Annotated in this window: 14 protein-coding genes; 6 read left to right on the top strand and 8 right to left on the bottom strand. The window is 72.5% G+C overall.

Annotated elements, in window-relative coordinates; genetic code table 11:
- Window positions 1-330 precede the first annotated feature (330 nt).
- The 4 genes from ACFYP3_RS08715 to ACFYP3_RS08700 all read left to right on the top strand — a co-directional run bounded on the left by ACFYP3_RS08715 (window position 331) and on the right by ACFYP3_RS08700 (window position 3,491).
- Complete coding sequence (locus ACFYP3_RS08715; RefSeq protein WP_388828875.1) at window positions 331-1,533, top strand: NADP-dependent malic enzyme; 1,203 nt, start codon at window positions 331-333, stop codon at window positions 1,531-1,533.
- Between the two features lie 156 nt (window positions 1,534-1,689).
- Window positions 1,690-2,652 (top strand): zinc-binding dehydrogenase, encoded by a 963-nt coding sequence (locus tag ACFYP3_RS08710; protein WP_388828872.1) that lies wholly within the window; start codon window positions 1,690-1,692, stop codon window positions 2,650-2,652.
- A gap of 57 nt (window positions 2,653-2,709) precedes the next feature.
- Window positions 2,710-2,919: a helix-turn-helix domain-containing protein gene (locus tag ACFYP3_RS08705; RefSeq protein WP_030013034.1), complete on the top strand. Its 210-nt coding sequence runs from the start codon at window positions 2,710-2,712 to the stop codon at window positions 2,917-2,919.
- Window positions 2,919-3,491, top strand: coding sequence for a Clp protease N-terminal domain-containing protein (locus ACFYP3_RS08700; RefSeq protein ID WP_388828868.1), 573 nt, complete (start codon window positions 2,919-2,921; stop codon window positions 3,489-3,491). Before ACFYP3_RS08705 ends, ACFYP3_RS08700 begins: the two co-directional genes overlap by 1 nt.
- A gap of 195 nt (window positions 3,492-3,686) precedes the next feature.
- Here the strand turns inward: ACFYP3_RS08700 and ACFYP3_RS08695 are convergent, their stop codons facing one another.
- The 3 genes from ACFYP3_RS08695 to ACFYP3_RS08685 form a co-directional block, all read right to left on the bottom strand.
- Complete coding sequence (locus ACFYP3_RS08695) at window positions 3,687-4,622, bottom strand: helix-turn-helix transcriptional regulator (protein ID WP_388828865.1); 936 nt, start codon at window positions 4,620-4,622, stop codon at window positions 3,687-3,689.
- Between the two features lies 1 nt (window position 4,623).
- Entirely contained in the window at window positions 4,624-5,592 is a 969-nt protein-coding gene (locus ACFYP3_RS08690) for a DUF4097 domain-containing protein (protein ID WP_388828862.1), read from the bottom strand.
- A gap of 193 nt (window positions 5,593-5,785) precedes the next feature.
- Window positions 5,786-6,718, bottom strand: coding sequence for a LysR family transcriptional regulator (locus ACFYP3_RS08685; protein ID WP_351291671.1), 933 nt, complete (start codon window positions 6,716-6,718; stop codon window positions 5,786-5,788).
- A gap of 211 nt (window positions 6,719-6,929) precedes the next feature.
- Between ACFYP3_RS08685 and snpA the strand changes: the two genes are divergently transcribed.
- Window positions 6,930-7,598 (top strand): snapalysin, encoded by a 669-nt coding sequence (snpA, locus tag ACFYP3_RS08680; protein ID WP_388828859.1) that lies wholly within the window; start codon window positions 6,930-6,932, stop codon window positions 7,596-7,598.
- 1 nt (window position 7,599) lies between these two features.
- Here snpA and ACFYP3_RS08675 read toward each other — a convergent pair whose 3' ends face one another.
- The 5 genes from ACFYP3_RS08675 to ACFYP3_RS08655 form a co-directional block, all read right to left on the bottom strand.
- Window positions 7,600-7,803, bottom strand: coding sequence for a hypothetical protein (locus tag ACFYP3_RS08675; protein WP_388828856.1), 204 nt, complete (start codon window positions 7,801-7,803; stop codon window positions 7,600-7,602).
- A 102-nt stretch (window positions 7,804-7,905) separates the two neighbouring features.
- Window positions 7,906-8,490, bottom strand: coding sequence for a dihydrofolate reductase family protein (locus ACFYP3_RS08670; protein WP_388828854.1), 585 nt, complete (start codon window positions 8,488-8,490; stop codon window positions 7,906-7,908).
- A 137-nt stretch (window positions 8,491-8,627) separates the two neighbouring features.
- Complete coding sequence (locus ACFYP3_RS08665; protein WP_388829024.1) at window positions 8,628-9,215, bottom strand: GNAT family N-acetyltransferase; 588 nt, start codon at window positions 9,213-9,215, stop codon at window positions 8,628-8,630.
- Window positions 9,216-9,337: 122 nt separating this feature from the next.
- Window positions 9,338-10,390: a family 2 encapsulin nanocompartment cargo protein polyprenyl transferase gene (locus ACFYP3_RS08660; protein ID WP_388829021.1), complete on the bottom strand. Its 1,053-nt coding sequence runs from the start codon at window positions 10,388-10,390 to the stop codon at window positions 9,338-9,340.
- On the bottom strand, window positions 10,387-11,793 hold the full coding sequence (locus tag ACFYP3_RS08655) for a family 2B encapsulin nanocompartment shell protein (RefSeq protein WP_388828851.1): 1,407 nt from the start codon (window positions 11,791-11,793) through the stop codon (window positions 10,387-10,389). Before ACFYP3_RS08655 ends, ACFYP3_RS08660 begins: the two co-directional genes overlap by 4 nt.
- Window positions 11,794-12,029: 236 nt before the next feature.
- Between ACFYP3_RS08655 and ACFYP3_RS08650 the strand changes: the two genes are divergently transcribed.
- Window positions 12,030-12,485 carry an RrF2 family transcriptional regulator gene (locus tag ACFYP3_RS08650; RefSeq protein WP_388828848.1) on the top strand — a complete coding sequence of 152 codons (456 nt, stop codon included), beginning with the start codon at window positions 12,030-12,032 and terminating at the stop codon, window positions 12,483-12,485.
- Window positions 12,486-12,641: the final 156 nt, after the last annotated feature.

Here is a 12,641-nt window from a genome sequence, read left to right as displayed (position 1 = left end):
AACCTGCCGTGACCTGGCCTTTTCGCCGCAGTTTCTGCGGGGCGTCTCGGCTGCCGGACAACAAGGTTTGGACTTTTCGCCAAAAGCGGGGCAACCGACCTACGATTGAGCGGGAATCGACTCGTCTGGGCGACCGTTCTTCGGGTAGAACAGATCCTTACACCCCTCATCCGGGGCTCAGGGCGCGCGTGCGGCGCGCCCGCGCGTACGAACCTCCCCTCCGCGGAGACGGGCCAACCGTCGATGCGGAGTACGGACGCGGTGCCCGCCCACCCCTTAACCAGGAGTGGCCACCCTCAACGATTCAAAGGACTTAAGGGGTCACACACAGTGGCAGCGGAGATCATCAACCCTCGCAGTGACAGCGTCACGGACAACAACCCGGACGCGGTGTTCGCGCTGCACCGGGGCGGCAAGATGGCCATCCAGGCCACGGTGCCGGTCAACGACAAGGACGACCTGTCCCTCGCGTACACGCCCGGCGTGGCGAAAGTGTGCAGCGCCATCGCCGAGCAGCCGGAGCTGGTGAACGAGTACACCTGGAAGTCCAACGTGGTCGCCGTCGTCACCGACGGAACGGCCGTGCTCGGACTCGGTGACATCGGCCCCGAGGCCTCCCTCCCCGTCATGGAGGGCAAGGCCATTCTCTTCAAGCAGTTCGGTGGTGTGGACGCGGTCCCGATCGCGCTCGCCACCAAGGACACGGACGAGATCATCGAGACGGTCATCCGTCTCGCCCCGTCCTTCGGCGGGGTCAACCTGGAGGACATCTCGGCCCCCCGCTGCTTCGAGATCGAGCGGCGCCTCCAGGAGGCGCTGGACATCCCGATCTTCCACGACGACCAGCACGGCACCGCCATCGTGACGCTGGCCGCGCTGCGCAACGCCGCGAAGCTCACGGGTCGCACCCTCGGCGACCTGCGCGCCGTCATCTCGGGCGCGGGCGCGGCGGGCATCGCCATCGCCAAGATCCTGGTGGACGCGGGCATCGGCGACGTCTGCGTCACCGACCGCAAGGGTGTCGTGTCGGCGGACCGCTCCGACCTGACGGACGTCAAGGCCGAGATCGCGGGCCTGACCAACAAGACCGGCCAGACCGGTTCGCTGGAGCGGGCCCTCGCCGGCGCGGACGTCTTCATCGGCGTCTCCGGCGGTACGGTCCCGGAGGAGGCGGTGGCCTCGATGGCGAAGGACGCCTTCGTCTTCGCCATGGCCAACCCGAACCCGGAGGTCCACCCGGACGTCGCGCACAAGTACGCGGCGGTCGTGGCCACGGGCCGCTCGGACTTCCCGAACCAGATCAACAACGTGCTGGCGTTCCCGGGCATCTTCGCGGGCGCCCTCAAGGTCCGCGCCACCCGGATCACCGAGGGCATGAAGATCGCCGCCGCCGACGCCATCGCCGGTGTCGTGGGTGACGAGCTCGCCGCCGACTACGTGATCCCGTCGCCGTTCGACGAGCGCGTCGCGGAGGCCGTCGCCTCGGCCGTCGCCGCCGCCGCGAAGGCCGACGGGGTGGCCCGCCTGGCCTGACCGCCGCGCGAGCAGTCGTACGGGCAAGGGCCCGGCCGGATCCCTCCGGCCGGGCCCTTCCTTTTCCCCGCGCCGCCCGCGCGGTGCGACGAAGGCCTCACCACCACGATCACGAGAGGGCTGGAACACGGCCCTACCGAGCGGTAGCGTCGCGGCATGTTCGCTGCCTACGCCGCCCGAATCGACCGTGACCAGCCGCTGAACGGCCTCGTACTGGGCGACCGCCCGGCACCGCAGGCCCGGCCCGGCTGGGTGACCGTGAACGTCAAGGCCGCCTCCCTCAACCACCACGACCTGTGGTCGCTGCGCGGGGTGGGTCTCGGCGAGGAAAGACTCCCGATGATCCTCGGCTGCGACGCCGCCGGGATCGACCAGGACGGCAACGAGGTCGTCCTGCACTCCGTGATCGGCCAGAGCGGCCACGGGGTCGGCCCCGACGAGCCCCGCTCGATCCTGACCGAGCGCTACCAGGGGACCTTCGCCGAGCAGGTGACCGTCCCCGCCTGGAACGTCCTGCGCAAGCCCGCCGAGCTGACCTTCGAGGAGGCCGCCTGCCTGCCGACGGCCTGGCTGACGGCGTACCGGATGCTGTTCACCAACGCCGGGGTCCGCCCCGGGGACTCCGTGCTCGTCCAGGGCGCCGGCGGCGGGGTCGCGACCGCCGCCATCGCCCTCGGGAAGGCCGCGGGCCTGCGGGTCTTCGCCACCAGCCGGGACGAGGCCAAGCGCAAGCGGGCCGTGGAGCTGGGCGCGGTGGAGGCGTACGAGCCGGGCGCGCGGCTGCCGCAGCGGGTGGACGCGGTGATCGAGACGGTGGGCGCGGCCACCTGGTCCCACTCGGTGAAGTCCCTGCGCCCCGGCGGCACCCTGGTCATCTCCGGTGCCACGAGCGGCGACCGCCCGGCCCACGCCGAGCTGACCCGGATCTTCTTCCTGGAACTGAAGGTGGTCGGCTCCACGATGGGCTCGAAGGACGAGCTGGAGGACCTGCTGGCCTTCTGCGCGACGACCGGGCTCCGGCCGGTCATCGACGAGGTGCTGCCGCTGGACCGGGCGCGCGAGGGCTTCGAGAAGCTCGCTTCGGGCGACCTCTTCGGGAAGATCGTCCTCAACCCGTAGGCACGGATGTGTCAATGAAGGTTGACGACGCCTCCCGCGTCAACCTAGATTGACATCATGACGGAAGCAACCGATCTCGCCGAGCGGGCCGGTGACCGCGATCCGCGGGTGGGCCTGCGTGCCGTGGCCGCCCTCCGCAGGCTGCTGGAGCAGCTGGAGGCCGTACAGGTACGCAGTGCCCGCGCGCAGGGGTGGTCCTGGCAGGAGATCGCGGCCGAGCTGGGCGTCAGCCGGCAGGCCGTGCACAAGAAGTACGGGAGGCTTTGATGTTCGAACGCTTCACCACCGACGCCCGGAACACCGTGACGGGGGCGGTGACCGAGGCCCGGCGGGCCGGGGCCGCAACGGTCACCGAGGAGCACCTGCTGCTCTCCCTGCTGGAGCTGGGGGCCCTGGACCGGCTGGGCGTGGACCGCGCGGGGCTGGCCGCCGACCTGGCGGCGGCCCGCCGCCGGGGCGGCATGTCCCGGGCGGACGAGGAGGCGCTGGCCGGACTGGGCATCGACCTCACCGAGATCGTCTCCCGCATCGAGGAGGCCCACGGCGAGGGCGCGCTCGCGGCCCCCGCACCGCGCAGGCGGACCCTGCGCGGCTCGCTCCGCTCGGCCCTGGGCCGCGCCGAGCCGGACGACCGCGCCGGCAACCACCACGTCCCCTTCACCCAGGGCTCGAAGAAGGTCCTGGAACAGTCCCTCCGCATCGCCCTGGGCCGCAAGGACAACCACATCGGCACCCTGCACCTGCTGCTGGCCCTGCTCTCCCGCCCCGGCACGGTGTCCGAGGTCCTGACGGACCACGGCATCACCTACGCCACGGCCGAAACCACCCTGGCCGCCTGACCCCTCCAGCCCCGCCGCACCAACTCAGCCCCGCCGGCCTTTGAGGCGCGGGGCCGGGGGCGGAGCCCCGATCCTGGAGCCGCACCCTGCAGCCCCGCCGCCCCAATTCAGCCCCGCCGGCGTTTGAGGCGCGGGGTCCGGGGCGGAGCCCCGATCCTGGAGCCCCGCCGGCGATCGAGGCGCGGGCCGAGCCCCTCAGCCGGCCCGCAGCGTCGCCCTCAGCCGGGCAACGGCCGCGGCCAGCCCCGCCCGCGCCTCGGCCACCTGCGCCGCACTCACCCCGTGGTCCCGCGCCACATCCCGCACCTCGTCGCGGAAGCGGTCCAGCAACCGGTCCAGATCCCGCGCCGGATCACCGCTGGCCGCCAGATCCTCGGCCCAGCCCGCATGAGCACGAGCATCGGCTTCGGCATCGGCATCGGCATCGGCATCGGCCGCAGGAGCCGGAGCCGGAGCGGGAGCCGCAGGCCCGGCCGGCCCCGCCCCGCCACCCAGCCACGCCCCCGCCAGACTGCCGAGCACCCCACCGGACCTGGCGAACTGTTCCTGCAACTGGACGGCTATGCGCTGGACCTCCTCGCGGGCCCGCTCCTGCGCCTCCTTGGCCTGGCGGCGGGCCTGCTGCGCCTCCTCACGGGCCCGGCGGCTCTCGTCCTTCGCCCGGCGCGCCTGTTCCTTCCACTCCTGCCTGGCCTTGCGCAGCTCCTCCTTGGCCGCCTTCCAGGACTCGTCCTCGACCTGGGTCGCGGACGCGGAGGCCGCCTCCCGCAGCTCGCGCCGCAGGTCACCCGCCGCACCGCGGACGTCGTTGCGGATCTCCGCGGCCAGTTCGGAGACCGAGTCGCGGATCTCCAGCTCCAAGTCGGCGAGTTCACCGCCGCGGTCGGCCAACTCGGCGCGCCCGGCCTCGGTGATGGAGTAGACCTTGCGCCCGCCCTCGGTGGCGTACGTGACGAGGCCCTCGGCCTCCAGCTTGGCCAGCCGCGGGTACACGGTGCCCGCGGAGGGGGCGTACAGGCCCTGGAAACGCTCCTCCAGCAGGCGGATCACCTCGTACCCGTGGCGCGGGGCCTCGTCCAGCAGCTTGAGGAGGTAGAGGCGGAGGCGGCCGTGGGCGAAGACGGGCGGCATGTCAGAGCACCTTCTTGTCGAGCGCGAGGGGAGCGGCGGCGGGCGCGGGGGCGTCGGCGTCCGCCTCGACGTCGGACGGCGGCCGGCGCAGCAGCGCGATGCCGCCGGAGACGGTGGTGGCCCGCAGGGTGCCGGTGCCGGAGCCGAGCGTGCCGGTGATCCGCTTGGCGCCCAGCTGGCCGGAGACCCGCAGGTCCTCGAAGGCGTTGGAGACGCCGCCGGTGGCGGTGTTGGCCTCCACGCGGGCGTCCGCGGGGTGCGGGAGGCGGATCGCGACCTGGCCGGAGACGGAGTTCAGCGCGATGTCCACGGGGCGCGCGGCGGCCGGGTCGAGGTCCAGGTCGAGGAGCATGTCGCCGCTGACCGAGTCGGCCCGTACGCTCACGCCCTCGCCGTCGACGACCGTCAGGCCGCCGGAGACCGAGTGGAAGCGGAGGTCGCCGGTGACCGACTGGGCCTCGACGGCGCCGGAGACGCTGTGCGCCTTGACCCGGCCGGAGAGCCCGACCAGCGTGGCGTCGCCGGAGACCTCGGTGACCTCGGTGCCGCCGGAGATGCCGGAGACGAAGGCGGTGGCGTCGACCGCGGCCACCTGGACCCGGGTAGCGGCGGGGACGGTGAGGGTGATCGCGGCGCTGCGCTCCCAGGCCTTGCGGCCGGTGGCGGAGCCGGCCCACGCCTTCCACGGCTTGGACTCGAACCACTGCTTGAAGCCCTGGGAGCCGTTCCAGGGCACGTCCTCGTAGGAGACGGTGAGGGTGCCGCCGTCCTGCACCACGTACAGCGGCGGTCCGTCGACCTCGGTCACCTCCAGGCGGGCCGGGCCCTCCTCGGCGGCGACCACGTTCACCGTGCCGCTCACGACGCGCACGCGGAGCTCGGTCACCGGCGCCTCGAAGGTGACTTTCTGCGGTGCGGCGACGTGCCAGGTCGACTGCGAAGGCGACGGCCGGGACGACTGCTCTGCCATGGTGCTGATCCTCCTCGTGCGTTCACGGACCGGGCTCGACGCACGCAACATATCGCGTCTTCTGGCTAACACGATATATCGCGGTCGGGGGAAGTCAAGCCTGTGCGCGGGCACGCCGAAACGCCGGCGGGGCCGGGGTGTCCGGCCTCGCCGGCGTGCGGCGCGGGTCAGGGGCGCGGGCCCCGGGGGGCCGTCAGGCCGCCAGCAGGGGGCTCGCGTGGTGGTGGAGCCAGGCGCGGTACGGGGGCGTGCGCAGGGCCGCCTCGCGATAGGCGGCGCGCAGGTCCTCGTAGACCTCGGCGTGCGCGCCGGGCCGGGTCGCCAGCAGCAGGCGTACGGCGAGGGGGTCCCCCGACAGCGGCCGGATGGCCATGTCGTCGCGCGGCCCGGACGTCGGCTGGCAGGGCGCGACCGCCTCGCCGGAGATGATCAGCGAGGTCGCCGTGTGGTAGTCGGCGTGCAGCACCGGCGGATCGAGCCCGGCCCCCGCGAAGACCCGCCGCAGCCCGTCCCACTCGCCGTCGACCGACGGGTCGACCATCCAGCGGTCGGCCGCCAGGTCGTGTAACGACACCACCGCCTGCCCGGCGGCCGGGTGGTCCCGGGACATCGACACGAACTGCGGCTCCCGCTCCATCAGCACGTGCAGCTGCAGCCCGGCCGGCACCCGCAGCGGGCTGCCCTCCACCTCGTGCACGAACGCCACGTCCAGCTGCCCGGAGGCCACCATCCGCAGCAGCGCGTTGGCGGAGACGTCCACGACCAGCGAGGTCTCGGTGTCCGGCATCCGCCGGTGCAGCCGTCGCAGCCACCCCGGCAGCGCCCGGCTGGCCGTGGAGCCGATGCTCAGCCGCGGACCGCGGGCCTGCGCCCGGGCCTCGGCCACCAGCGCGGCCATCTCGGCGAGCAGCGGCCGGGCCCGGCCCAGTACGGTCCGGCCGAAGGGGGTGGGCCGGCAGCCGGTCCGCTCGCGCAGGAACAGCTCGCCGTCCAGGGCCCGTTCGATGCGGCGGAGCTGGGTCGTCAAGGAGGGTTGGCTCACGCCGAGTTGCCGGGCGGCCTTGTGCAGGCTGCCGGCGTCGGCGATGGCGCACAGCGCGCGCAGGTGCCGGACCTCAAGCTCCATGACCCGAGAGTAGGCCGGTCCCGGTGGACCGCACCAGCCACTGATAGCCCCCCGAATCCCGCCATTCTCACGTGAGTTGGGCTGACGCAATCTTCCCGATAGGCCGGCGCTATCGGGCAGTGACATCATCCGCCGGACCACGGCGCTCCCGCAGACTCCGGTACCGAACGACCCACCCCCCACCGCACCGGACGAGTAGGAGCTCCCCCACATGCGCCACTCCCGTAAGGCCGTTCTGGCCACGACCGTCGGTCTCGGCCTCGCCGCCGCCCTCGGCGTCACCCCCACCGCCAGCGCCGCTCCCGCCCCCGTCGGCAATGCCGCCAGTTACGCCGCGTACGCGGGCTCGCAGGAGAACGAGGCCGCCAACCGCGCCTTCTTCGAGGCCGTGCAGCGCTCGGTCGCCGAGCAGCGCGCCGCGAACCCCGGCCTCCTGGCCGTGACCGTCACGTACAACACCCGCAGCGCGCCGAGCTTCCGCACCCAGATAGCCCGCTCCACGCAGATCTGGAACAGCTCGGTGAGCAACGTCAAGCTCCAGGAGGTGTCCTCCGGCGGGAACTTCTCCTACCGCGAGGGCAACGACTCACGCGGCTCGTACGCGAGCACGGACGGCCACGGCCGCGGCTACATCTTCCTGGACTACCGGCAGAACCAGCAGTACAACTCCACCCGTGTGACCGCGCACGAGACCGGCCACGTGCTGGGCCTCCCGGACCACTACTCGGGTCCGTGCTCCGAGCTGATGTCGGGCGGCGGACCGGGCACCTCGTGCCAGAACGCCAACCCGAACTCCGCCGAGCGGGCGCGCGTCAACCAGCTCTGGGCCAACGGCTTCGCCTCCGGCCTGGGCGCGAAGGAACTCGCGGCCAAGGGCTGACTCACCGCTCCTCGGGGTCCACGTAAGCGGGGCATCCCGGGTTCCGGCAGGGGCCCCGGCCCCACACCGGAATGAAGATCCCGAGGGACTTGCGCCGTCTGACCACCGTGTCGACGAGGCGCCCGCACGCCGGGCACGTCTGCTGTTCGTGCCCGGCCTGCGGGGCGACCGTCTCGTGTGCGCGCTGCTGCTGTTCACCGGCCATACCTCCACGGTAGGCCGGTTCGGCGCGTTCCGGGGGCCGGAGAGGGCCTGGGGACCCGGGGGACATGCGCCGGTGGGCCGGTGGGCCGCGGGGCCGGCCGGCTCAGCGCTTGACGGCGTACGAGGTGACCGTCTGGCCGCCGCCGAGGACCTCGACCCCGGTCAGCTCCAGGGGGCGCACCCCGAATCCGGCCCGCGACATCGGCATGCCGGTCCCCAGGAAGACGGGGTAGGTCTTGACGATGAACTCGTCGATCTCGTCGATCAGCTGGGCGGCGAGGTCGGCGCCGCCGCAGAGCCAGATGCCGAGCCCGTCCCGGGCCTTGAGCTCGCGGACCCTGGCCGCGACGTCTCCGGAGATCAGCTCGACCTCGGGGTCCGGCGAGGCGGTGAGGGAGCGCGAGACCACGTACTGCCCGGGCAGGTGGCCGTAGGGGCTGGTCACGCCCGCCTTGAGGCCCGGCTCGTACGAGTTGCGGCCCATGAGCACCGCGTCGAAGCGCTTCGGCTCGACGTCGGTGATCCCGAGGGCGGCGCGCCCCTGGGCGGCGATGGTCTCCGGATATTCGGCCTTGAGGTGTTCGACGAACTCGGCGTCGACGTGGGCGTAGAAGAAATCGCCGTCGCCGTCCGGGGCCCCGATGAAGCCGTCGACCGACGTGGCGATGAAGTACGTGAGCTTGCGCAAGCGATTCTCTTCCGTTCGACCGCACCTCCGCACCGAAGGCACGCCAGTGAAAGTACTTCAGCTGAAGTGGTTACGCAAGCCTGCTGCGCGAGCCCGATGCGCACGCCCCGTCCGCCCGCCCCTCGGCCCGACCCCGCCTACCCGCGCGGCTTGCGCCACATCGGCCACATCAGCGGCCCCTCCGGCAGGCGCACCGCCTCACCCGTGAACTCCCAACCGAGCCGCTCGTACAGTCCCTTGCTGCGCTCGCTGCTCGCCTCCAGGTACGCCGGCACGCCCTCGCGGTCGCAGCGCTCCAGCACCGGCCGGATCAGTTCGCCGCCCAGCCCCTGCCCCTGCCGGTCCGGGGCGACCGCGATCATCAGGAGGTACTCGTGCTCCTCGGCCGTCGGGTGCACCGCGCCCGTCAGCCGGCCCACCAGCTCGCACCGCTCGTTGTCCGGATCGGCCACCGCGCGCATCCGCGCCGGGATCTCGTCCTCCCCCTCGGGCTCGCCCGCCGGGATCCGCAGCCACAGCGCGGCCGCCGAGCCGTCCACCGCGTAGTCGATCCGGCCTTCGGCCAGCGCCACGTCCACGAAGACGCCGAGGAACCTGCCGTGCACCGCGGCCCGGTGCTCCGGGTCCGGGAAGACCCAGCTGCTCACCGGGTCCGTGCGGAAGGCGTCGTCGAGCAGCCGCGCCACCGCGTCCCGGTCCGACTGATCCGCCTGACGTATCTCCAGCGCCACTGGTCACACCCTTCGCTCACGTGTCAACAACCGTGAGCGATCCTAGAGTTGACGCGGAGCTGCGGTAAGGCCCGTTCCGGCACCGTGCCGTGCCGGAACGGGCCTCGGTCGTGCCCTCACCGCGTGCGGCGCGTCACGAACTCCGCGAGCGCCAGCAGTCCGCCCGCCGCCGCGAGGTCCGGCACGGCGCGCGACAGCTGCTGGACCGCCCGCCCCATCCGGTCCGCGGCATGGGCCTGGGCCCAGTCGCGCCCGCCCGCCCGGTCCACCGCGTCCGCCGCGGCGCGCACGTCGTCCCCGGTCATGGGGCCCGCGTACAGCGCGGCCAGTTCCCGCCCCGCCGCGGTGCCCGAGGTGAGGGCGGCCACGACCGGGAGGGACTTCTTGCGGGCGATCAGATCGGCCCCCGCGGGCTTGCCGGTGTGCCCCGGATCCCCCCAGATCCCGATCAGGTCGTCGATCAGCTGGAAGGCCAGCCCGGCCTCCCGTCCGAAGGCGTCCATGGCGTCGGCCTCGTCCGGTCCGGCCCCGGCGTACAGCGCGCCGAGCGCGCACGCGCAGCCCAGCAGGGCCCCGGTCTTGGCCGTCGCCATGGTGAGGCACTCGTCGAGGGAGACGTTCGGACGCTGCTCGAAGGCGCAGTCCGCCTGCTGGCCGGCGCACAGCTCGATGACGCACGCGGTGAGCCGGGACGAGGCCGCCCCCGAGGCCGGATGCGGATCCTCCGCGAGCAGCCGCAGCGCGAGCGCCATCATGGCGTCGCCCGTGATGATCGCGTCCGGTGTCCCGAAGACGGTCCAGGCGGTCGCGCGGCCGCGCCGCCGGACGTCCTTGTCGATGACGTCGTCGTGCAGCAGCGTGAAGTTGTGCGCCAGCTCCACGGCCACCGCGGCCCGTACGGCCTCCTCGGCCCGCCCCGCCCCCGGCCCGGCGAGGGCCCGGGCCGCGGCCAGGACCAGGGCCGGGCGGATGGCCTTGCCGGCGTTGCCCGCGGCCGGTGTGCCGTCCTCGTGCTCCCACCCGAAGTGGTACATCGCCACGCGGCGCATCCCGCCGGGCAGGCTCTCGACGGCCCGGCGCAGCTCCGGGTTGACGGTGTGCCTCGTCCGCTCCAGGAGGGCGGCGGCCTCCTGTCCCTCACCGGTCGCGGTGGCGTTCACCGTGCTCAGCGCCAGCGGCCGATCTCGACGTTCTCCAGCACGCCGAGCGCGTCCGGCACCAGCACGGCGGCGGAGAAGTAGGCGGTGACCAGGTACGAGATGATCGCCTGCTCGCTGATCCCCATGAAGCGGACCGACAGGCTCGGCTCGATCTCGTCCGGGATGCCCGGCTGGTGCAGGCCGATCACGCCCTGCTCGTCCTCGCCGGTGCGCATGCACAGGATGGACGTGGTCCGGGCGTCGCTGATCGGGATCTTGTTGCTGGGGAAGAGCGGCACGCCGCGCCAGGCCGGCACCCGGTTGCCGCCGATCTCCACCGACTCCGGGTAGAGCCCCCGCTTGTTGCACTCGCGGCCGAACGCGGCGATCGCCTTGGGGTGGGCCAGGAAGAACTTCGATCCGCGCCGCATGCTGAGCAGCTGGTCCAGGTCGTCCGGGCTGGGCGCGCCGTCGTGCGGCTGGATGCGCTGGTCGTAGTCGGCGTTGTGGAGCAGGCCGAAGTCGCGGTTGTTGAGCATCTCGTGCTCCTGGCGCTCGCGCAGCGCCTCGACCGTGAGCCGCAACTGCTGCTCGGTCTGGTTCATCGGGTGGTTGTAGAGGTCCGCGACGCGGCTGTGCACCCGCAGGACCGTTTGCGCGATGGACAGCTCGTACTCGCGGGGGCGCGCCTCGTAGTCCACGAAGGTGCCGGGGAGGACGGCCTCGCCCTGGTGGCCGGCGGAGAGGTCGATCGCGGCCTCGCCGTACTTGTTGGTGCGCTGGGCGGGCAGCGTCCGTACGTCGTCCAGATGGCGGCGCAGCGAGTCGACGCGGTCGGCGAGCAGTTGGAGGTCCTGGCGGGTCAGGACCAGCGCGGTGCCGGCGGTGGCGGCGCGGGCCGTGTACTCCCAAATCGATTCTTCATCGACCAGGGAGTCCTCGCCGAAGTACGCGCCGTCGGCCACGGTCTGCAGGACGGCGTCGTCACCGTACGGGCCCGGGCCGATCTGCTCGACGCGGCCGTGGGCGAGCAGGAACACCTGGTCGGCGGGGCTGCCGAAGACGGTCAGTTCCTGGCCGGGCTCGAAGTCGATCTGCCGGCACCGCTGGGCCAGTTCACCGAGGACGTCGAGGTCCTCGTAGTCGCGCAGCAGCGGGAGCTCGCCGAGCTCGGCGGGGATCACCTGGACCTGGGTGCCGGTCTTGATGAACTCGACGATGCCGTTGCCGACCGAGTAGCTCAGCCGGCGGTTCACGCGGTACGTACCGCCCTGCACCGAGACCCACGGCAGCATCTTCAGGAGCCACCGGGAGGTGATCTCCTGCATCTGCGGCGCGGACTTGGTCGTGGTTGCCAAGTTCCGCGCGGCCGTCGTCCCGAGACTGCGCTGTGGTGCCTGGGCCTCGGGTTCGGAACCCGCCTGGACCGACATGTGTTTCCCTTTCGATCACTCCATGGATCTGCGGGATCAGCCTTTCAGTACAGAACGTGATGGGACCATTACACAAAAGGGTGGGACTACTCCGTCCGGGAGCGGGGCACCCTTTGGGGCTCCCCTCCTCCCCCGGGGATCTCGCGAGTCCTCCGCATCCCCTCGTTTTCGGCCAGGCCGCCTTCGCTCACCCGCCTTTATTTGTAGGGGAGATGCATGTTTTCTACGGTGGGCCCATGCGGCTGACCCGATTCACCGACCTGGCCCTGCGCGTCCTGATGCGGCTGGCGATCGAGGGGAGCGACCTCCCGACCACCCGCGACGTGGCGGCGACCATGGAGGTCCCGTACACCCACACGGCCAAGGTGGTCGCCAGGCTGCAGCACCTCGGGCTGATCGAGGCGCGGCGCGGCCGCGGCGGCGGGCTCACCCTCACCTCCGCCGGCCGGGCCGCCTCGGTGGGCGGGGTGGTGCGCGAACTGGAGGGCGCGGGTGACGTCGTGGACTGCGACGGCGCCACGCCCTGCCCGCTGCGCGGCGCCTGCCTGCTGCGCGGGGCCCTGCGCAGGGCCCAGGAGGCCTTCTTCGCCACACTGGACCCCCTGACGGTGAACGACCTGGTGGCGGCCCCCACGGGACCGCTCCTGCTCGGCCTTTCCGGCCGGGCGCCGACGGGGGCCGGCGGGCCCTGACCACCCCGGCCGGATGGCCGGTTCCCGCCACGCGGCGACCTGCGAGGACCGACCCCACCGGGGTCTCGAACAGAAGTCCGCACGGGCTCGCACCCCCACCGATCGCACCCGTCCGCGACCATGAATACGCGTCTCAGATACCAATTAGCGCAGCGC

Source organism: Streptomyces sp. NPDC005533, from assembly GCF_042871845.1.
Taxonomy (GTDB): Bacteria; Actinomycetota; Actinomycetes; order Streptomycetales; family Streptomycetaceae; genus Streptomyces.
Note: the sequence above shows the minus strand (reverse complement) of the source record. Positions and strands in the feature narration are given on the sequence as shown.

Coding starts and splice junctions, on each gene's coding strand:
- ACFYP3_RS08690 (WP_388828862.1), bottom strand. CDS start 5,592: ATGGCAGAGCAGTCGTCCCGGCCGTCGCCTTCGCAGTCGACCTGGCAC.
- ACFYP3_RS08685 (WP_351291671.1), bottom strand. CDS start 6,718: ATGGAGCTTGAGGTCCGGCACCTGCGCGCGCTGTGCGCCATCGCCGAC.
- ACFYP3_RS08695 (WP_388828865.1), bottom strand. CDS start 4,622: ATGCCGCCCGTCTTCGCCCACGGCCGCCTCCGCCTCTACCTCCTCAAG.
- ACFYP3_RS08700 (WP_388828868.1), top strand. CDS start 2,919: ATGTTCGAACGCTTCACCACCGACGCCCGGAACACCGTGACGGGGGCG.
- ACFYP3_RS08655 (WP_388828851.1), bottom strand. CDS start 11,793: ATGTCGGTCCAGGCGGGTTCCGAACCCGAGGCCCAGGCACCACAGCGC.
- ACFYP3_RS08705 (WP_030013034.1), top strand. CDS start 2,710: ATGACGGAAGCAACCGATCTCGCCGAGCGGGCCGGTGACCGCGATCCG.
- ACFYP3_RS08710 (WP_388828872.1), top strand. CDS start 1,690: ATGTTCGCTGCCTACGCCGCCCGAATCGACCGTGACCAGCCGCTGAAC.
- ACFYP3_RS08650 (WP_388828848.1), top strand. CDS start 12,030: ATGCGGCTGACCCGATTCACCGACCTGGCCCTGCGCGTCCTGATGCGG.
- snpA (WP_388828859.1), top strand. CDS start 6,930: ATGCGCCACTCCCGTAAGGCCGTTCTGGCCACGACCGTCGGTCTCGGC.
- ACFYP3_RS08675 (WP_388828856.1), bottom strand. CDS start 7,803: ATGGCCGGTGAACAGCAGCAGCGCGCACACGAGACGGTCGCCCCGCAG.